At 41.5% G+C, this 19,324-nt stretch carries 20 protein-coding genes; 1 reads left to right on the top strand and 19 read right to left on the bottom strand.

Annotated elements, in window-relative coordinates:
- Window positions 1-57 precede the first annotated feature (57 nt).
- From ABIB39_RS22205 to ABIB39_RS22135, 15 genes are all read right to left on the bottom strand, one after another.
- Window positions 58-1,290: an MFS transporter gene (locus ABIB39_RS22205; protein WP_354432387.1), complete on the bottom strand. Its 1,233-nt coding sequence runs from the start codon at window positions 1,288-1,290 to the stop codon at window positions 58-60.
- A gap of 14 nt (window positions 1,291-1,304) precedes the next feature.
- Window positions 1,305-3,704 carry a phosphoketolase family protein gene (locus tag ABIB39_RS22200; RefSeq protein ID WP_354432385.1) on the bottom strand — a complete coding sequence of 800 codons (2,400 nt, stop codon included), beginning with the start codon at window positions 3,702-3,704 and terminating at the stop codon, window positions 1,305-1,307.
- 697 nt (window positions 3,705-4,401) lie between these two features.
- Window positions 4,402-4,626, bottom strand: coding sequence for an SHOCT domain-containing protein (locus tag ABIB39_RS22195; RefSeq protein WP_354432384.1), 225 nt, complete (start codon window positions 4,624-4,626; stop codon window positions 4,402-4,404).
- Between the two features lie 42 nt (window positions 4,627-4,668).
- The gene (locus ABIB39_RS22190) at window positions 4,669-4,905 is read right to left on the bottom strand and encodes a heavy-metal-associated domain-containing protein (RefSeq protein WP_354432383.1); all 237 of its coding nucleotides are present in this window, start codon (window positions 4,903-4,905) and stop codon (window positions 4,669-4,671) included.
- Between the two features lie 228 nt (window positions 4,906-5,133).
- Entirely contained in the window at window positions 5,134-5,409 is a 276-nt protein-coding gene (locus tag ABIB39_RS22185; RefSeq protein ID WP_354432382.1) for a hypothetical protein, read from the bottom strand.
- 224 nt (window positions 5,410-5,633) lie between these two features.
- On the bottom strand, window positions 5,634-6,704 hold the full coding sequence (locus ABIB39_RS22180) for a glycoside hydrolase family 130 protein (RefSeq protein ID WP_354432380.1): 1,071 nt from the start codon (window positions 6,702-6,704) through the stop codon (window positions 5,634-5,636).
- Between the two features lie 51 nt (window positions 6,705-6,755).
- Window positions 6,756-7,418 (bottom strand): L-2-amino-thiazoline-4-carboxylic acid hydrolase, encoded by a 663-nt coding sequence (locus ABIB39_RS22175; protein WP_354432379.1) that lies wholly within the window; start codon window positions 7,416-7,418, stop codon window positions 6,756-6,758.
- Between the two features lie 7 nt (window positions 7,419-7,425).
- The gene (locus ABIB39_RS22170; protein WP_354432378.1) at window positions 7,426-8,619 is read right to left on the bottom strand and encodes an efflux RND transporter periplasmic adaptor subunit; all 1,194 of its coding nucleotides are present in this window, start codon (window positions 8,617-8,619) and stop codon (window positions 7,426-7,428) included.
- 3 nt (window positions 8,620-8,622) lie between these two features.
- A complete protein-coding gene (locus ABIB39_RS22165) occupies window positions 8,623-9,762 on the bottom strand; it encodes an efflux RND transporter periplasmic adaptor subunit (protein ID WP_354432377.1) in 1,140 nt (379 codons plus the stop codon).
- 4 nt (window positions 9,763-9,766) lie between these two features.
- Complete coding sequence (locus ABIB39_RS22160) at window positions 9,767-11,023, bottom strand: TolC family protein (protein WP_354432376.1); 1,257 nt, start codon at window positions 11,021-11,023, stop codon at window positions 9,767-9,769.
- Window positions 11,024-11,026: 3 nt separating this feature from the next.
- Window positions 11,027-12,973 (bottom strand): efflux RND transporter permease subunit, encoded by a 1,947-nt coding sequence (locus tag ABIB39_RS22155; RefSeq protein ID WP_354432375.1) that lies wholly within the window; start codon window positions 12,971-12,973, stop codon window positions 11,027-11,029.
- Window positions 12,974-13,017: 44 nt separating this feature from the next.
- A complete protein-coding gene (locus ABIB39_RS22150) occupies window positions 13,018-14,301 on the bottom strand; it encodes an efflux RND transporter permease subunit (RefSeq protein WP_354432374.1) in 1,284 nt (427 codons plus the stop codon).
- Window positions 14,302-14,422: 121 nt separating this feature from the next.
- A complete protein-coding gene (locus ABIB39_RS22145) occupies window positions 14,423-14,806 on the bottom strand; it encodes an HYC_CC_PP family protein (RefSeq protein WP_354432373.1) in 384 nt (127 codons plus the stop codon).
- A gap of 50 nt (window positions 14,807-14,856) precedes the next feature.
- A complete protein-coding gene (locus ABIB39_RS22140) occupies window positions 14,857-15,330 on the bottom strand; it encodes a 5-fold beta-flower protein (protein WP_354432372.1) in 474 nt (157 codons plus the stop codon).
- Window positions 15,331-15,354: 24 nt separating this feature from the next.
- The gene (locus tag ABIB39_RS22135) at window positions 15,355-15,576 is read right to left on the bottom strand and encodes an SHOCT domain-containing protein (protein WP_354432371.1); all 222 of its coding nucleotides are present in this window, start codon (window positions 15,574-15,576) and stop codon (window positions 15,355-15,357) included.
- A gap of 221 nt (window positions 15,577-15,797) precedes the next feature.
- Here ABIB39_RS22135 and ABIB39_RS22130 point away from each other — a divergent pair, with 221 nt between their 5' ends.
- Window positions 15,798-16,115, top strand: coding sequence for a DUF6799 domain-containing protein (locus ABIB39_RS22130; protein ID WP_354432370.1), 318 nt, complete (start codon window positions 15,798-15,800; stop codon window positions 16,113-16,115).
- Window positions 16,116-16,166: 51 nt separating this feature from the next.
- On the opposite strand, the gene ABIB39_RS22125 is transcribed toward ABIB39_RS22130, so the two are convergent.
- The 4 genes from ABIB39_RS22125 to ABIB39_RS22110 form a co-directional block, all read right to left on the bottom strand.
- On the bottom strand, window positions 16,167-16,379 hold the full coding sequence (locus ABIB39_RS22125; protein ID WP_354432369.1) for a heavy-metal-associated domain-containing protein: 213 nt from the start codon (window positions 16,377-16,379) through the stop codon (window positions 16,167-16,169).
- Window positions 16,380-16,409: 30 nt separating this feature from the next.
- Entirely contained in the window at window positions 16,410-18,632 is a 2,223-nt protein-coding gene (locus tag ABIB39_RS22120; protein WP_354432368.1) for a heavy metal translocating P-type ATPase, read from the bottom strand.
- Between the two features lie 323 nt (window positions 18,633-18,955).
- Window positions 18,956-19,105, bottom strand: a complete 150-nt coding sequence (locus tag ABIB39_RS22115; RefSeq protein ID WP_354432402.1) for a hypothetical protein — start codon at window positions 19,103-19,105, stop codon at window positions 18,956-18,958.
- Window positions 19,066-19,269: a hypothetical protein gene (locus ABIB39_RS22110; protein WP_354432367.1), complete on the bottom strand. Its 204-nt coding sequence runs from the start codon at window positions 19,267-19,269 to the stop codon at window positions 19,066-19,068. The genes ABIB39_RS22115 and ABIB39_RS22110 overlap by 40 nt, the downstream gene beginning before the upstream one ends.
- Between the last annotated feature and the right edge of the window lie 55 nt (window positions 19,270-19,324).

The following is a 19,324-nucleotide window of genomic DNA, read 5'->3' as shown; positions in this document are numbered from 1 at the left end:
TTAAGGAGGAAAGAGGCTTTAGTTGATATATCATTTATATTTTTCAATGTCAAGTGTTTAAAAATGAAGGATTTTCAATCTGAACTTGGGTACAGATATCGCAGCAATGATTAATAAGAGGATTGAAATAATAAAGTAGGGCAAATGAACAAACCAGATCATCATGACCGAACCGATTACAACGCCCAGAACTTGTCCTAAACTATTAATAGAACTAAAAATACCTAAAGTTGTTCCGTATTTCTTACCTGAATCTTTGGTGATCAATGAAGCAAGGCAAGGGGTAAGAATAGCCATCCCAACAGAAATAAAGGACACAAACAACAAAATGAATTCCATTTTATTTGAAAGCATCAGCAATGACATCCCTATACTTAGCATAACCAGACCATACGGGAGCAGGGCATCTTCACCTTTCTTCTTAATTAACCAGGTAACTGGCCCTAATTGCAACAATCCCATTACGGAACCGCAAACAATAAAAACAATACTCATTTGTTTGGGGCCGAATGAAAATAGCCGTTGGGAGTGCAATGCAAAAGTACCCTCGAACATAGCCAGGGAAAGTTGGCTGATAAAGGAAAAAACGAGCAGAACAATGAATGATTTTTTGACTGATCTAAAAAAGGAAAATATAGGTTCCTTTGCGGTTGTATTTGAATTAGTAATTTGTTGATTACTACTGATTTTCGATTCTGATAACGCAAAGAATAAAAACAAAAAAACCAACAATACCAAAATGGCAGAAATGGTAAATGGTAAAGAGAACCTGTCGAATGTCAATTGTCCGAAAGAGATTTTAACTTTAGAAAATAAATTTCCTACTAATGGCCCTGCAACCGCGCCAAGCCCTGTAGCACTGACTAACAAAGCCATTCCGCCGCCTCTTGTTTTTTCAGTAGTTTTATCAGCTATGTAGGCACTGGATGCAGTTAAAAAAGCAGCTGAAAATAAACCGGATAATAAGCGAAACAGATAAAGGAGATATATACTTCCACTAATTGAGAACAAAAACATGGTAACCGAATATCCAAGGAGACCACATAAAATTAGCGGCCTTCTTCCAATTTTATCTGATAATGAGCCAAGATATGGTGAAAACAAAAACTGAATGAGGGGGTAGCCACCTGTTATTAAGCCAACATGCAACCAAATTTTTTCAGAAGAAATGCCTTCCGCTATTGAAAGCTTTTGAATATAAAAGGGAAGTAATGGTAGGGTTATTCCAAATCCTACCATTACTAAAAACAATCCAATTAAGAGAATTATCAGATTTTTTTTAAAAGTCATGTTTCAATACATCATTAATTAACCCATTTCCAATTTCTAATTTCCGGCATATCTTCGCCGTTTATATCGATGTAATGTTTGTGTTCAATTAGCTTATCGCGAAGTTTTTGCTTAAGATAAGTACCTTTGCTGCCAGTTTGAGGTAACCGATCTATTGCATCCATGACTAAATGGAAACGATCCATCTCGTTGAGTACCGTCATATCAAAAGCTGTAGTAATGGTTCCCTCTTCTTTATAGCCACGCACATGAATGTTGCCGTTATTGGTGCGGTTATAAGTCAATCGGTGGATCAACCAGGGATAACCATGGAAAGCAAAGATCACAGGCTTGTTTTTTGTAAATAAGGAATCAAAATCCTTATCGTTTAAGCCATGGGGATGTTCTGTTTGCCTTTCCAGCTTTAACAGGTCAACTACATTTACCACCCTGATCTTCAGATCGGGCAAATGTTCCTTCAATATGGATACTGCTGCCAGCGTTTCAAGCGTAGGCACATCGCCGCTACAGGCCATTATCAGGTCAGGTTCACAATCCTGGTCATTGCTGGCCCAGCCCCAAATACCTATTCCACGTGTGCAGTGTTCAACAGCTTCATCCATGCTAAGCCATTGGGGCGCGGGGTGTTTGCCTGCAATAATTACATTCACATAATGGCGGCTGCGCAGGCAATGATCCATTATAGATAAAAGGCAATTAGCATCAGGGGCAAGATAAACGCGGACAATCTCTGATTTTTTATTGATCACATGGTCAATAAAACCTGGGTCCTGATGGGTAAAGCCGTTATGATCCTGCCGCCATACCGTTGAGGTGAGCAGTATATTTAATGAAGCTATCTTTCTTCTCCATGGAATCTCAAGCGTCATTTTTAACCATTTGGCATGCTGATTAAACATGGAGTCAATAATGTGAATAAAAGCTTCATAACAATTAAAAACTCCGTGCCTGCCTGTAAGTAAATATCCTTCCAGCCAGCCTTCACACTGATGTTCGCTTAGCATTTCCATCACCCTGCCGGTTGGAGCGAGAAATTCGTCGTTATCCTGAGTTAGGGTATTCCATTGGCGGTTAGTGGCTTCAAATACCGCTTCGAGGCGGTTGGATATAGTTTCGTCCGGGCCGAAGATCCTGAAATTACGACTATCCTCGTTGAACTTGATCACATCCCTCAGAAACCGACCGGTAACATGAACATCTCCTTCGCCATCTACGCCGTGAACAGCTACATCTACCGCGTAGTCCCTGAATTGTGGCAATCTCAGGTCGCGCATCAATATGCCACCATTGGCATGCGGATTTGCCCCCATCCGTCTTTCGCCTTTCGGAGCCAGTTCAGCCAGTTCCGGTTTTAACCTCCCATCTTCATCAAAAAGCTCTTCAGACTTATAACTCTTCATCCAGTTTTCTAACTGTTTCAAATGATCTTCGGGGGCTGATGCCGAAACTGAAAGCGGTATCTGATGGGACCTGAAAGTGCCTTCAACTTGTTTGCCATCAACCTCTTTTGGGCCGGTCCAGCCTTTTGGCGACTTTAAAATGATCATTGGCCAGCGGGGCCGCGTTCCCTCATGAAGATCATGAGCCTCATATTTTATTTTTTTGATCTGTGCTATCGCCTCGTCTAATGCCGCTGCCATGGCTTGGTGCATAGCCTCTGGCTCGGAGCCCTCCACATATATTGGTGTCCAACCGTAGCCACGGAATAACTGATCCAGTTCTTCGCGCGTAATTCTTGCTAAAATTGTAGGGTTAGATATTTTATAACCATTGAGGTGCAAAATGGGCAATACCGTACCGTCTGTAACCGGATTAAGAAATTTATTCGAATGCCAGGCGGTAGCAAGAGGAGCTGTTTCCGCTTCGCCATCACCTACGACACAGGCAACAATTAGTTCAGGGTTATCAAACACTGCCCCAAATGCATGACTAATGGAATACCCGAGTTCACCGCCTTCGTGAATTGATCCGGGGGTTTGCGGGGATGCGTGGCTTGAAATTCCACCGGGGTAGGAGAATTGGGTAAATAACCTCTTAAGCCCCTCCTCATCTTGTGTGATCATCGGGTATACCTCGCTATAAGTACTTTCGAGATACGTGCCTGCAACAACTGCGGGGCCGCCATGTCCTGGGCCAGAAATATAGATCATGTCGAGATCATGCTCTTTTATAGCCCTGTTAAGGTGGGTATAAATAAAATTTTGGCCCGGGGTAGTACCCCAATGTCCAAGCAGCATGTTCTTTATGTGCTCTAATTTTAGCGGTTCCTTTAATAAGGGGTTATCACGCAGGTAAAGCTGGCCTACAGACAAATAATTCGCGGCACGCCAATAGGCATGAATATTCCTTAACAATTCCGGCGAAAGTGGCTCTTTCTTATAGGTATCAATACCAGCAACATCATTTAATTCCATGATTTTAAATTTAGTAACTATATACAAGTTGGGACAAAGCTATCCCTCGCAATTATGGTAAATTGACTGTGTTTATTAAGCGTTTAGTAAACCTTATTGGGATCACCAAGAGGATTTCTGGCTTGTCGAAATAACTCAGTCTCACTCTTTGAAACTATACGAAGCAACGACCTATCTGGAACGGGCCTATTCGTTCCGTCGATTTTGGGGTTTGTAATTGTCTTTTTTTCGCCTGCTTTGTTTTTGTCCATAGGTCTGAAATTATATAGTATATATTGGCAATAGCATTATCAATCGACAATTTTAAAGGTTAGCCGCCTTTCGTCAACTTCGTCATGAATATCAACCTCACCGTTTCTGAAAAGAATAATACATCTTCAGTTGTTGCCCTTAAAACATATAGGCCATGGTTTAAAGCCCGGTATTTTATAGATCGTTGGCATCAAGAAAGCCCTTTGTTTCTTTTTGCCTAAATGCTTTATCAAAACTCCTTATGCAGGACCGCTTAGCCAGCCGATAATAAATATGTTTTTCATTTTTGTAATAGAATAAACACACCTAAAAATAATGTCTTTAAGCTGCTATGTGTTACACAAATAGGCAAATAAGTTGCATAATTCACATGTTTTGGAAGTTATTCTTACGCTGGCGGTAAATGATATAGGCACGTCTTTAATTTATTTTTCATGATTTGGACCTATTTTTTAGCCAAATCATTTTCTAAAATTGTTTTGTGTTCCTGGTACTGCTCTTTTGTTAACTGACCCGAAGCAAAGCGTTTTTGCAAAAGATCAAGCGGTGAATCTTTCCTTCTCCGCTGACCGGGTATATCGTAAGGGGTAGCGAAAATCCAGAATATCATTATCATCCAAATAAACCACCATATCATGTTCATTCCCCAAAAACCATTGTTGTACATCATGTTTATAAAATTATTAATGATTATTTATAGACTACCCCTGGTTTATAAAATTACAGGGGCTCTAAGTTCTGAGATGGTATAACTGTTAATACCTAATGCTTCCTGAAGCACACTGATATTAATCAGGTGTGTTGAAGAAATATCAGCTTGTTTGGCTCCAAGGTCTACTGTTACTGCTGTTACCCCAGCCACATTAGATAATCTTTGTTTGACTGCTGCGGCACAACCACCGCAACTCATACCGCCGATATGGTAGGTATGTAAAGTTGAATTTTCCATAATTTATTTAAATTGTTATTAATGATTTTAAATTAATTTTCTGTTTTTAGTAAAGTCCATTCTATGGGTCAACAAAACTGAGAAAGGTGAAGCCAAGTGATGCTTTAAACAAGCATTGTAATTAATAAAAAGCAATAATTTGATGTAACTTACTCAACCCCAACAGAGCAAATAAGTTAATAGAATATTAACTTATTTGCTCTGTTAAATCCACAGTACGAGGTATATTTATATACCTGGCTCATGATCTATCATTCTACCTGTCGTACGTCCATGATCGCTTGGTTGGAAATCTGTTTCCGCAATGCCAACAGAAGGGAACTCATGCGGTTTCGGCGGGGTAACATCAAGGTTCTCGCTATACGAACCGTCATTACTGCTTTGATTCTGTTCTTGTTCTAACTCATCAACAGCATCAGATCTTTTATTTGCTGGTTTCGCCGTTTTGGCGATTTCGTTAGAGTGACTTTTACTTTTTGATAATTTTTGATCCTTGGTTTTCATGATTTTTCAAATTATTAAATTGCTCATTTTAATACAGTAGCCAATAAAATAAAGGTACATGCAAGCTAAGTGTTGGAAGATGACCTTTGTCAAGTGATCCTATGATGTTAATCACTAAATTGTGAAAGCGAACCATTTAAACAAACGCCGGTTAGGAAACTATACCTGTAAATAGCAAACATATTTTGGTAGCGTAAACATTTCGCTGTTCTTGATCTTTTTCTTTAAGGCAAAATATCGGGCAAATCGAGCCGTGCTGCACCAATCCGGTTGTCGGCCATGCCATAATAAACATCAAAGCGGTCAGGCGTTCCAAGGTCGTCCCGGCGATCTATTCCGGTTGGAAAAACCACGTCAGCGATAATACCCACCTGTTCCTCCGGCAGCTCAGGTTTTAGTATTGGCTGTACGGTACGATAAATAATATCCATTACATTGCTCTCGGAAAGTATCATCAATCCTGCTGAATAGCAAAGCTGCGTTTTGTTACCGGATCTGGATTCTTCCTTAACACCGTGATAAAGGAACATCCAGCCAAATTTGGTTAAAACCGGAGGGGTACCGGCACCAATTTTTAGCACTTCCCATGCAGAAATAGGCATTGCCAGTGGACGATGGGAAGTAAACTCAGGGGACAGCCATTTACTCCCATTCTTGGGGTGGCTATGGCAGTAAGATAACCAAATACTTTCTTTGTGAATATCTATCTCTTTGTCCCACGCCTGATGCCGCTTTTCTTCAGGGCTCGTTCCGGGAAAGAGCGGCCTGTGCAGCATACCCAAACAATTGTGCCCGTGAGGACTGGGCACTGCTACTGGGAACAGACAGGCATCTTTGTCATTAATGCCGTTGAACTCAATGTGCTCGTACGGTAGATAGGTAGCAAGGCCCAATCGCTCCCAATGGAATAAATCTTTTGACTGCGCAAGGGCGATTCGGGGACCATTTGGCGTATAGGCGGTATATGTCATCATGTAATGTTCCAATGGTTCGACATAGGTTATCCTTGGATCTTCACATCCTCCGCCGCCATCCGGACGTTTCTCGTAATCCTCTTCAGGTTCCAAAGCTATGCCAAGCCGTTCAACACCGACAGGATCGCCGGCTTCATTAAATTTTACCCTTGCAATACCAATTCTGGAATAGTTCTCCTTAGTGGCAATGCGGGGAAACAGGTAGAGATTTCCGTCCTTACCCCTAACTGCTGCGGGATTTAAAACGCCACCGGCTTCCTGTAGATTTCCCGGCTCGGGTTCCATGATCACGCCGAGGCGTTGCATTTTAAATTCATTCATAAATCTTTTAATTGGTGGAAATTTTAAAGAAAATCAGCTTGATTATATATATTAATGAATATTGGGGGTTAAAGGTTCTGAACGGGGCGGATCCTCTGCTGTCCACCTGAAATCACATTTGTCGGCCCCGCCAGCAATACTTCCTGTTCGCTCCAGTTTAGCATGCCATAGTTGTGCCAAAGGATAATCCAAAGAACACCAGGTTTGTGTGCAGAATTTTGATAATCCTTTTGATCGAAAATATTCGGCTACCGGGCATTTTAAACAGTCAAATCCCACTACGTTGTCCGCTGTCTTAATATCTTGCCATTGATAGGACGGGCTATTAAACGGAAATGCCCTGAATAATTGCGTTGTTTTTAGTAACCGCCCATAAACTTTGCGATTACGCCATCCTGCTAACCACCAGGACAACTTGCCCATCTTTATATAAACTTTCCATGCTATGTCGTAAAATATTTTGGCAGTTGCTTCTTCATTTTGTCCCCTGGCAGTTAATTCATGGTAGAAGGCTGTTGACAAGGCTGCAAGATGCACAGTGACATACCCGCCCAAAGTAGGCATAACCGGGACTTCAGGTTTTAACTTTTGATACCTCTGCCAATAACAGGAAAGTATTTTTTTTACCGTTTCAATATCATAAAGCTTAATCAATTCAATTTTCGCTGATTTGGCAGCTTGTATTTTAAACCAATATAACAGAAGGTTTTTCATGGGTTATTTACATTTTCATACCCGACATCGGGTTTGCTCCATTTTTAAAAATATATTCGCTGTTCAATAAATAGGTTCCGGTGATCACCACAAGATCACGACCTTTCAAGCCCGAAGTAATTTCAATTTTATCACCCGTCTCCATGCCTACCTGCACCATGGCACTTTTATAGGTGTGGGCACCTGTTTTCAGCCATACTGTTGCGGCTTTTCCGTCTCTTAATACGGCGTTGACAGGCATGGAAAGCATGGCATGGCTTTGGTTCTTAATAATAACATACGCCGCCATCCCCGGTTTCAATAGGTGGTCGTTATTGGGAATTTCCACCCGCACAAGGTTTATCTGCGTCCCGGAGTTGAGTTCTGAGTTAACAAATTCAACTTTCCCCATAAAGGCTTTTTGACCTAAATCGGGTATCCTAACTTGAGCTACCACATTTTTTTCTATTTTAGAAAGCTCTGAACTATATACCTGTGCTTCGGCCCATACGGTAGAAAGGTCTGCCAAATGTACAATTGCACCGCCCTCCATCACATAATAGCCTTCTTTAACATCCAATGCATTAATGTATCCGCTGGCGGCACTGTAAAAGGCAGTTTTCGTTCCTGCGTCTTTCGTCGAGACCAATTGTTTAATTTCCGATTCTGACAAACCCCAAAGCAACAATTTATTCTTCGCGCTGCTGATCAGCTGATCAAAATCAATGACAGAATTATCCAGTAGCGGCTTATTTTTTATAGCCAGCAAGTATTCCTTCTTCGCATTATTCAAATCTTCGCTGTACAGATCATAAAGCCTGTCGCCCTTATGAACATAAGCTCCCTCGGTTTTAAAATATAGCTTCTCGATCCGGCCCATTATCCTTGAACTGATCGTTGTAACTTTGGCCTGGTCAAAATTGATGGTAGCTGTCAAAACAGACTGGCCGCCCGACATGCCGTCGCGGATCGTATCAACACTGATATTTCCCAATTGCGCCTGCTGGTCACTCAGGTTTATTTCATCCTTGTCGATTGACCTGCTTTGTTTTACCGCGATCAGTTTCATTCCGCATATCGGGCAATTACCCGGAACAGGCTCCATCACCTGGGTATGCATCGAACAAGTGTAATACACGCCCGGATTTTTGGCAATCTTCGCAGGCTTACCTTTACAGGCAGCTAAAAGAACGATCAGGAGGATGAGGTGTATGGGTTTCATGGTTTATTCTTTTACTTGTATAAAACTTTCACTATCCATTAAAAACTGCGCGTTAACGGCAACCTTGTCTGTTGGTGACAGCCCGCCCAGGATTTGCACCCTGCCTTTGTAGGTGCCGCCTATGGAAACTTTCTGCGGCCTGAAACCATCATCTGCTTTTTTGAAAACAACCTGGTCTATACCGAGTGACACCACCGAACCAGCGGGGATGGAAGAAATTGTTTTTTTCATACTGTAAATAGTAGCCCTTACCTGGCTCCCTACAGGTATGGAAAGCTTGTTGTTATTAAAATAGACCCTTGCGGTCATAGTTTTGGTGTCTTTACTATAAAAGGGTTCTATAAAATCAATTTTCCCATCGATGATTTCGCCAGGTGTAACATCAGAAACAAAATGTACTGGATTACCTGTTTTAACTATACCCTGGGCATCGGCATAAATACTTAACAGCGCCCAAACCTTACCGGTGTTGTAAACGCTAAATAACTGTTGCCCTTTTTGCACATAAGTACCTTCTTTTATTGTAAGCGGCTCTGTCACCAATGAATTATCACTCATCGTGACCTTACCATTACCCATGTTCTCCGGGCCTGCTTCGTGGATATGCCCGCTATAATTACTGTACTGGGTTAAGCTATTGATTAGTTGGTGGGATTCGATGATCGATCCGATTTGCCCCGCACTCACCCCCAATAGCCGGAGCCGTTCTTTTGACGCGTTAATCATTGAGGTATTTGAGGGGTCATTCTTTAAAAGGAATAGCAGGTTTTCCTGTAAGGTCATTAATTCGGGACTGTAAATATCCATGACCTTTTGTCCCTTACCTATTTCCTGGTATTTGTATTTCACATACAGCCTGTCAATCCGGCCGGATACCCATGCAGCGATCACACCTACCTGTCGGGTATCATAGGCAACAACACCCAGTGCATTAATTTCCGGGGTTATTTCGTCATCGCTAAGGGAGGTGGTTGGAATGGATGAAATGACATAGGCATTAGTGGGCTTTAGTAAAGAATTAAGGTTAATGTTAACCCTACTATCTGCTACCCTTTTTTCTTTTTGTTTACACCCGTAAAATAATGCAAACAATAGGCCCGCTACAAACAATGAGTAAAAAAACAATTTATAATTCCGCTTCATGTTTTTAGTTTTTTATCTCCAGTAATCTTTCCAGTTCGCTCTGCATGATCAATAACTGGCGCAACTGGTCAATGTATTCCAGCTGTGTCATATTTAATGTTTCCCATGCATCAAAAAGCATAAACATTTCTTCGGTATTCTGCTGATAGCCTAACTGCATGGTTTGGTAATTCCTTTTTAGGGCTGGGATGATATTGTCTTCATATAATTTCACCTGCCTTTTCTTAGCTATAAAATCCGTCATCATCGAAGCGGTCATCCCCTGAGCTTCGTTGATCACCATTAATCTTTGCTGGCCAAGCGCTTCGCCTTTCCATTTGTAACTTTCAATTTTGGCTTTGTACATTTTGGAAGACCATGGCGCGATTGGGATCTTAACCATAGCCATTAATGAAAAGCGCAGCGGGAGATCACCAAAAGCGATCATGTGATCATATTTAATACCGAACTCAGGTTTTAATTTTGTTCTCTCCAGCTTGCCCTGCAAATCATTTAGCTGTATCTCCCTGTCAACGGCTTTAATATCACTACGCGCGTTTATAAAAGTCCCGCTGTCCAGCGCTATGCCCGAATAGTCTTTGATCACATATCCCGTATCAATCTCCAATGGCTGTTGTTTATCCCTGTACATCAGCGCATTAAGCGCAATCCGATTCTGACTGATCTCACTTTCAAGCAGAACCGTCATATTTTGCACCTTGCCTAATGCTGCCTTCGCCTTGTAGTAAGCGCTGATCTTTTCCATGCCATTCTTATAACGCAATTCGGCGTTTTCAATCATGAATTGAAGCAATTTCCCATCCTGTTTGAGGATTTCCAACTTCCTTTTATCCATTAGCCAGCCATAAAAATCCTTTTTCGCCTCGGCATTCAATTCGTTAAGCGAATAATTCTTTTTCTCCTTTTCCACCGAAGACATGGTTTGCATGTAGTTTGATTCCGCGTTTAGACGGCTCCGGTTTGGGAACATTTGTTGGGCAGAGATCATAAATTGTCCCATACCGGGGTTCCCCATACCACCGCCCTTCCACATTTTAGTGTCATACGGTGTCATAAAAAAGCCAGCGCCAACTTCGGGAGGCATCCAACTCCTGGCCCCTTTGGCATCTTCATCCATGGATCGTATATCAGCATCGTACATTTTCAACTGCGGGTTTACCCTTTGAATTTCATTCAAAATGCTATCGAGTTTTATTTGTTGTGCTTTAACAGTGGTGGTATAAACCATGAATAAAACGATCATTAATAATTTACTTTTCATGGTTTAATGTTTTATTTCGATTACGTCGATTTTCTTATTTTTTCGCAACTCATATTCCTTGGTCATTAAAAAAGTAAGCGGGGTAACCAAAAGGACATAGGTAGATGATGTTAACACGCCGCCGATCATGGGCAATACAATAGGAATCATTACATCGCTCCCAACACCGGTACTCCAAAGGATCGGGACAAGGCCAAAAAGCGAAACGCACACAGTCATTAATTTAGGCCGTAATCTTTTGGCTGCCCCTAAAATGACATATTCCTTCAGGTCTTCCTTTGTAATGGTTTCGCTTGAGTTACCTTTTAACGCCACTAATTGCTGCATGGCATCGTTGAGATAGATCACCATAACGATATTAGTTTCTACGGCAAGGCCGAATAAGGCTATAAAACCAACAGCAACAGCCACCGAGAGGTTTACGCCCCAAAAATACACGATAAAGGCACCGCCGATCAAAGCAAATGGGATGGATATAAGGCTTATCAAAGCTTCCCTTGCAGACTTAAACGCCAAGTACATACAAAAGAAAATAATTAATATCACTACAGGCATGATCATTTTTAAGGTTTTTTCACTGCGTACCAAATTTTCATACTGCCCGCTCCAGTCCATAAAATACCCTTTGGGCATTTTTGAAAGTGATTTATCCAATTTATCTTTTGCTGCCTGTACCGTACTGGCCAAATCCCTTTCCCTTACATTAAACAGTACAGTACCGCGAAGCATGGCATTTTCTGAATTGATCATAGGAGGCCCCTCAGTTATTTTTATATCAGCAACAGCTTCCAGCGGGACCGGGCCAAAATTCATGGTCTGTACCTGTAAGTGTTTCAGAGCCCCTAAATTATTTCTAAAATCCTGGCCAAACCTTGCATTGACAGAAAAGCGCTGGCGTCCCTCTATGGTGGTAGTTAAATTCATTCCGCCCAAAGCACTTTCTACAACCGCGTTAACATCGTCAATACTCAACCCGTAACGGCCGATCTCATCGCGTTTAGCAATTACATCAATATACTTGCCCCCGGTTATCGGTTCCACATATAAATCCTTGATACCAGGAATCCCGTTCAATTCTTTCTTTATTTTTTGGGCAAAGGCATAAATCGTATCGAGGTTTTGTCCATATACCTTTATTCCCACATCGGTACGAATGCCTGTTGAAAGCATATTGATGCGGTTGATGATAGGTTGCGTCCATCCGTTGGTAACTCCGGGTATCTGCAATTTTGAATTTAACTCATCAATGATCATGTCCTTTGTCAATCCTTTGCGCCACTGAGATTGAGGTTTTAATAACACGATGGTTTCTATCATACTTATAGGCGAGTTATCTGTGGCTGTATTCGCCCTGCCTGCCTTTCCTAATACATTTGTTACTTCCGGTACTGTTTTAATAATCGCGTCCTGTACCTGTAATATCCTTTTCACTTCTGAATTGGAAACATCCGGCATCAGTACCGGCATAAATAGTAAAGAGCCCTCATCTAACGGCGGCATAAATTCCGAACCCAAACGAATGATCATAATCGCGCCAATTGCAAGTGCAATTAAATTTATGGCAATCGTTGTTTTTCTCCATTTAAGGCAAGAACGGATTAGCGGCTCATACAATTTTTCCAAAAAGCGATTGACCGGGTTTGCGGTATCCAGAAGAAACCGGCCTTTCATAAAAAATGAAATAAGCACAGGGGCCAGTGTAACCACCAAAATGGCATCTACAATTAAGATAAATGATTTTGTCCACGCTAACGGGCCAAATAATTTCCCCTCCTGCCCGGTAAGTAAAAAAACAGGCAGGAATGAACTGATAATGATGATGGTTGAAAAAAATACACCACGGGATACCTGTTTGGAAGAACTTTCAATTATAGCTTTCCTAATATCTTCAGGTATAATACGATATCCCTTTTCTTTTTTTGCTTTTAGTTCTGTTTTCTTGTTGAACATCCTGTCATTATTAATTAGATACAATCATTTGATTGCCGTATAATTTATTTGTGCTCATCTTCCTGTTTGTTTTGCCAAACCGATAAATTACGGTAGGAGTTTTCTGACATGATAATCCCATTATCAACCACGACCCCGATTGCTAATGCGATACCGGTAAGCGACATCAGGTTAGACGATAAACCAAAGGCGTCCAATAAAATAAAACTTATAGCGATGGTTATAGGCAGCTGAATGATTATGCTAAGCGCGCTTCGCCAATGAAACAGAAATATGAGTACAACGAGGCAAACCATAATGATTTCTTCTAAAAGCTTACCCTTTATCGTTTTCAATGTCGCTTCAATTAATGTACTTCTATCATATGCCGTTTTAAAAGTTACGCCATCCGGCAAACCTTTCTGTACGTCGCCCATTTTAATTTTTACCGCTTTAATAACCTGATCAGCATTCTCGCCATATCTCATTACTACAATACCACCGACAACTTCGCCTGTGCCATTTTGATCCACAATACCTAATCGCAGATCACCCCCCATTTGAACGCTTGCAACATCTTTTACCCTAACTGGAATGCCATTGTAATTCCCAACTGCAACGCTTTGCAGGTCCGCGATGCTTTTTACATAGCCCAAACCCCGAATGATATAAGACATATCACTCATCTCAAACTTCCTTCCGCCCACATCATTATTATTCGCCCGTACCTTATTCATTACGTCCATTAGCGATACATGATAGTATTGCAGCTTTACAGGATCTACAATCAGTTGGTATTGTTTTTCAAAGCCGCCGAAAGAAGCCACTTCTGATACTCCAGGTACTGTTTGTAGTGCAAATTTGATATACCAGTCCTGCAAGGCGCGCTGATCCCCTAAAGGCATTTTTTTTGCATCGAGGGTATACCAGAAAACATGCCCAACCCCTGTCCCATCAGGGCCTAATGATGGCGTCACACCCTGGGGCAGCAGGCGCTGCGCATAGTTCAGCCGCTCCAATACCCTTGTTCTGGCCCAGTATAAATCTACATCATCATCAAATACGATATACACGAAACTCATTCCGAACATCGATGTGCCGCGTATATTTTTTATTTTAGGAATACCTTGAAAATTGGAAACTAAAGGATAAGTCACTTGGTCTTCTATCAGTTGCGGGCTTCGTCCCATCCATTCGGTAGAAACAATCACCTGGTTTTCCGATAGGTCAGGGATCGCATCAACAGGGTTTCTCTGTATAGAGAACCAACCCCAAATAAACAATCCGGTGGCAATTGTTATAACTATATATCGGTTATGAAGCGACAGACTGATCAACTTTTCAATCATTTTAATCGTTTTTTATTAAAATTTAAAAAATGGATAAATGAAATCACTGGATAATACATCATAGTATTATGCTTAATTAAATGATTTTAAAGGGATGCTGCTATGAAAAGCAGCCAACAGCTCAAATCAGGTAAGAGCAGTATAAGGTATAAATAGAGGTATGCTGCCCGAAAGGTGGTGCGTGGTTGTCAAGGACGGTATAAGACTTTTCAAAAGTTCCCTCTATGGGTTCCAATGAAGAAAAAGGTAAGATTACCGGGACAAAATGGATTACAATTGTTGAAAAACCTGGCCCATAATGATTGTCCTTTACCTTAAAAGAATGTTTAATGGTTTTGCAGCAATCATTAGTTTTAGCCGCCACTTTAGTGTTCGCCCCCTGGATTTCACCGATTGAAAAAGTCGTTGAACTTAAAAAACCACAGCAATAATAACTACTTGCAGACACTCCGGTAGCGGAGAGCAGGTAAAAAGCAGTTAATAGCACTATAGTGATTTTTTTCACGGTATAAAGATATTTGTTTATTTTCAATTTGGCCTGGTGAATTGCGACTGTTAATCGACCTTTTTATCTTGTGCCGCTTTATCCTTTGCCTGTTGTAGAAAAAAGCAATGGGCGGCACAGGCGTGCAGTTTGTAGTTCCTGTGAACATATCCCCAGCTATGTCCTTCCGGGTCTAAGATAGCGCATTCTTCCTCCTGGGTGTTTTTGAGTTGGAGTACGGTTTCGCCGGCATTGTTAACATAATCTCCGTTATTTTTAGCAAAACCAAGTTTATGGCCTTTGGCATCGACCACTGCACCGCCTTTGTCAATAGAATATAGGGTCTCTCCCTGGTTATTTTTGACAACGTTGTCTTTGGTAATATAACCCAGTTTGGTGCCGGCATGGTTATGGATGCCTCCTTTACCATCAATAGAAATAAATGTGTACTTGGTTGAATCCTTTTTCTTTTGGGCAAATGAATTAACGGAGAACAGTGTGCAAACCGTTAATATTAAAACAGATAACTGCCATATTTTTTTCATGATCTTAAAATTTATTAAGTTGTTTTATTTGAGTGAAGTGCTTTCTAAAATTTCCTTGTGATCCTGGTATTCCTCTTTTGTGATCTCACCAGAAGCAAAACGCCTCTGCAACAGATCGAGCGATGAGTTTTTCCTTTTTCGCTGTCCGGGGATATCATAAGGGGTAGCGAAAATCCAAAATATCATTACGAACCAAAGGAACCACCATATCATGTTCATTCCGCCAAAACCGTTGTTATACATCATGATCTGTTTTTTTAAGTGCTATGTTATTTTGATAAAGGTAGCCTGGATATAACGGCCATGGCATGACCATTGTCAGGCCAAAAGGTGACGTTGATCACAATTGCAGCCGCTAATTTTGTAACGGCATAAAATATTGATAATTAAAAACTTATAAATTATAACTGAAACTTTAACATGGTCTGTTTGTAGTATGATGACACCATAATTAAAGATCAGAGAAGATGAAAAAAGTATTGATTGCCCTAACTGCTATTGTTTTAAGTTTTAGTGCCATGGCACAAACGAGCAGTATGAAAATGAAAGACGGCTGTATGATGAAAGACGGCAAAATGATGATGATGCACGACGGTAAAATGATGGCCATGGATAAAGACATGACCATGAAGAACGGTACTATGGTTATGTCCAGCGGCATGGTCAAGATGAAAAACGGCAAAACCATGATGATGAAAAACGGTTACTGCGTGGACATGAACGGCAAAGTGATAAAGGGTATGAAAATGAAAGGCATGAAAAAGATGGACGGCATGAAAATGTAATCCCTTTTTGTAAAACAATAAAGCCTGCATTGCAGGCTTTATTGTTTTTAATTAAACTGCTTGAGCATTATACCCTTTGTTTTTAAGTGTGTTTATCACATCCACAGTTGTCAGGCCGTCTTCAGCCTCGATAGATAAAATTTTATTGGGATCAGCCGTATTTACTTCCCAATGTTTAACACCTTTTAAGTTGTTTAAAGTTGGGGTAACGTTAGCTATGCAGCCGCCGCAGTTGATATTTGTTTTGAATTTTAAAGTTTCCATGATTTCTATTTTTGAATTATTTTAAATTTATTAATTGAGTTTTGCGAGTTTCAGCCGCAGGCTGTTACTGACTACTGAAACTGAACTTAATGCCATTGCTGCTCCAGCGATCATTGGGTTTAATAAAAAACCGTTGATTGGATAAAGGATTCCTGCCGCCAAAGGAATACCGATCAGGTTATAAATGAATGCCCAGAAAAGGTTTTGCCTGATAGTTTGGACAGTCAGTTTAGAAAGTTTTAAAGCTTTGGGTACCTGTAAAAGATCAGATGACACTAAAGTCATCTTGGCCACATCCATCGCAATATCAGAACCTTTACCCATCGCGATAGAAACATCTGCCTGGGCCAATGCCTGGCTGTCATTGATACCATCGCCGATCATGGCAACCGTTTTACCTTTTGCCTGCAATGCTTTTACAAAATCCGCTTTCCCGGATGGCAGTACATCTGCCTGGTAATGATCTATTCCCGCTTGTTTAGCGATAGCGGCGGCGGTTACGCTATTATCGCCGGTCAGCATGTAAACTTCAATACCCTGACTTTTTAATGCTGCTACAGCTTTAGCTGAGGTTTCTTTAATTCGGTCTGTGATAGCTGCAATGGCCAGCACTTCTTTTTGGTTACCAAAATAGATCACCGTTTTGGCTTGTGCCAGCAATCCTTCGATACGAGTTTGCAAGTCAGCAGGTATACTCAATTTCCTTTCGTCAACCAATTTATGGCTGCCTGCCTGGTAAAGGTTTCCCTCATATTTAGCCTCTACACCAAGTCCTGTTAAACTTTCGAAGCTGGATATACGCAAAGGTATGCTGGTGCCTTTTTGCAGATAAGTGACAATAGCATCCGCCAAAGGGTGTTCAGATTGTTTTTCCATTTCCCCGAATATCACTTGCAAAGTGTCTTTGTCTACAATGCTTTCTGACCAAAACAGATCAGTCACTACCGGTTTACCTTCAGTGATCGTCCCGGTTTTATCTAAGATAATGGCGTTTACCTTATACCCTAATTCCAGCGCCTCGGCGTCTTTGATCAGGATCCCGTTTTCAGCACCCTTGCCCATACCAACCATAATGGCTGTTGGCGTTGCCAAACCTAAAGCGCAGGGACAAGCGATAACCAGAACAGTCACCATTGCAAGCAAACCCTGGGTAAACGCATATTGGCCGCCGAATATTTGCCAGATCGCAAAGGTAACTATAGCGATACCTATAACCACCGGAACAAATATGCCCGCTATTTTATCCACCAGCTTTTGTACAGGTGCTTTTGAGCCCTGGGCATCCTGTACCATTTGGATGATTTGCGCCAGCATGGTATTACTACCGACTTTCTCGGCTGTAAAACGAAAACTGCCTTTTTGATTAATGGTGCCCGCAAAAACGGGACTGCCTGCTTTTTTTTCTAAAGCTACAGGTTCGCCCGAGATCATACTTTCGTCGACGAACGAGCTCCCTTCGTAAAGAATGCCGTCGACCGGGATCTTTTCACCAGACCGTACCAATATTTTATCGCCGATCTGGACATCTGCAATGGCGGTTTCCTTTTCGCCTTCCGTAGTAATTAACTGCACTGTTTTAGGTTGCAGGCCGATTAGTTTTTTGATGGCCGAAGAAGTGTTGGATTTCGCCCGTTCTTCCAACAACTTTCCCAACATAATAAAAACGATGACTACGGCAGCGGCCTCAAAGTATACATGAGGATGCAAGCCTTTGCTATACCAAAATCCGGGATCTAAAGTATTAAAGACACTGAACAAAAAAGCAATACCTGTCGACAGCGCAACGAGGGTATCCATATTAGCCTTTCCATGACCGGCCTGTTTCCAGGCACCGGTAAAGAAGTTGCGGCCAAAAAAGAATAATACCGGCGCGGTCATCGCCATCATGATATAATTGGCATACGGCAAATCCATGCCAAACATCCCTATAAGCACGATGGGCGCGGTTAAAATTGCTGCCCAAGTGATTTTTGTTTTTAGGAGTTGGTAATTATTCTGCTGCGCCTCTTCCTGCATCGCTTTTCCATTTTCTGTATCTAAGATCAGGTCATATCCTACGGACTGCACCGCTTGTTGAAAAGCAGCGGGCTGTACGATTTCGGGATGAAAGGCGACCTTCACCGTTTGTGTAGCAAAGTTCACTTCTGCTTTCTCGACACCTTTTTGCGAACCGATCATGGACTCAACACTGGACGCGCAACCAGCGCAAGTCATCCCTGTAACCGGGAATGTAAGCGTTTGTGTATTTTGCATGAGCTGTTTTTATATAATACAAAATTACTGTAGAAGGGCATTCCGGCTCTTACATGATTCTGCTTAAATTTTATAAAATATCGACAATTACCCCTGTTGGCTGACAAAATTTACACCTTACAGCTATCTTTAGGAACCTGATACAGATTAGAATCCGTCCTATGACGTTATAATTATTTTATATATTAACCTGAAACATATCCCTACATTGCTCTTTAAAAACTTGATATTTCACACCGATCTGCGGCTGCCATTCTTTAGCTATTTTATCTGTGGTCGAGCAAGGGATTTTTATTCAAAGGGAAGATGGCAGGTAAAACGACCTAAACTCCGGGCAGGGTGTCCGGTATTTCCATCTTAGCCACGCTGATCTGGTCATCAGCCATTCCATAATAAACATCGATCCGGTTAGGCTGGCCAATATCGTCGTCGGTCAGTCCCTGTTGGAAACACAACGTTTCTGATTGTACCAATCGTTTCTTCCTGCAATTCCGGAACTAAAAATAGGTTTGGGCGAACGGTAAAGAATTTTTTGTGGATATTTTATGGATAAGAACATTATCCCTGCCGAATAGCAAAATTCAGGGTTTGATGCTGTTGATCCTGCCATTTCATGTACGCCGTGATAAACGATCATCCAGCCGTGCCTGGTCAGTACCGGCGGGGCTCCGGGGCCAATTTTTAAAATTTCC

It is taken from the genome of Mucilaginibacter sp. UYP27 (genome assembly GCF_040547175.1).
Taxonomy (GTDB): Bacteria; Bacteroidota; Bacteroidia; order Sphingobacteriales; family Sphingobacteriaceae; genus Mucilaginibacter.
The sequence above is the reverse complement of the archived record's forward strand: the minus strand, read 5'-3'. Positions and strand labels throughout refer to the sequence as shown.

Coding starts and splice junctions, on each gene's coding strand:
- ABIB39_RS22205 (WP_354432387.1), bottom strand. CDS start 1,290: ATGACTTTTAAAAAAAATCTGATAATTCTCTTAATTGGATTGTTTTTA.
- ABIB39_RS22200 (WP_354432385.1), bottom strand. CDS start 3,704: ATGGAATTAAATGATGTTGCTGGTATTGATACCTATAAGAAAGAGCCA.
- ABIB39_RS22195 (WP_354432384.1), bottom strand. CDS start 4,626: ATGATGTACAACAATGGTTTTTGGGGAATGAACATGATATGGTGGTTT.
- ABIB39_RS22190 (WP_354432383.1), bottom strand. CDS start 4,905: ATGGAAAATTCAACTTTACATACCTACCATATCGGCGGTATGAGTTGC.
- ABIB39_RS22185 (WP_354432382.1), bottom strand. CDS start 5,409: ATGAAAACCAAGGATCAAAAATTATCAAAAAGTAAAAGTCACTCTAAC.
- ABIB39_RS22180 (WP_354432380.1), bottom strand. CDS start 6,704: ATGAATGAATTTAAAATGCAACGCCTCGGCGTGATCATGGAACCCGAG.
- ABIB39_RS22175 (WP_354432379.1), bottom strand. CDS start 7,418: ATGAAAAACCTTCTGTTATATTGGTTTAAAATACAAGCTGCCAAATCA.
- ABIB39_RS22170 (WP_354432378.1), bottom strand. CDS start 8,619: ATGAAACCCATACACCTCATCCTCCTGATCGTTCTTTTAGCTGCCTGT.
- ABIB39_RS22165 (WP_354432377.1), bottom strand. CDS start 9,762: ATGAAGCGGAATTATAAATTGTTTTTTTACTCATTGTTTGTAGCGGGC.
- ABIB39_RS22160 (WP_354432376.1), bottom strand. CDS start 11,023: ATGAAAAGTAAATTATTAATGATCGTTTTATTCATGGTTTATACCACC.
- ABIB39_RS22155 (WP_354432375.1), bottom strand. CDS start 12,973: ATGTTCAACAAGAAAACAGAACTAAAAGCAAAAAAAGAAAAGGGATAT.
- ABIB39_RS22150 (WP_354432374.1), bottom strand. CDS start 14,301: ATGATTGAAAAGTTGATCAGTCTGTCGCTTCATAACCGATATATAGTT.
- ABIB39_RS22140 (WP_354432372.1), bottom strand. CDS start 15,330: ATGAAAAAAATATGGCAGTTATCTGTTTTAATATTAACGGTTTGCACA.
- ABIB39_RS22135 (WP_354432371.1), bottom strand. CDS start 15,576: ATGATGTATAACAACGGTTTTGGCGGAATGAACATGATATGGTGGTTC.
- ABIB39_RS22130 (WP_354432370.1), top strand. CDS start 15,798: ATGAAAAAAGTATTGATTGCCCTAACTGCTATTGTTTTAAGTTTTAGT.
- ABIB39_RS22125 (WP_354432369.1), bottom strand. CDS start 16,379: ATGGAAACTTTAAAATTCAAAACAAATATCAACTGCGGCGGCTGCATA.
- ABIB39_RS22120 (WP_354432368.1), bottom strand. CDS start 18,632: ATGCAAAATACACAAACGCTTACATTCCCGGTTACAGGGATGACTTGC.
- ABIB39_RS22110 (WP_354432367.1), bottom strand. CDS start 19,269: ATGATCGTTTATCACGGCGTACATGAAATGGCAGGATCAACAGCATCA.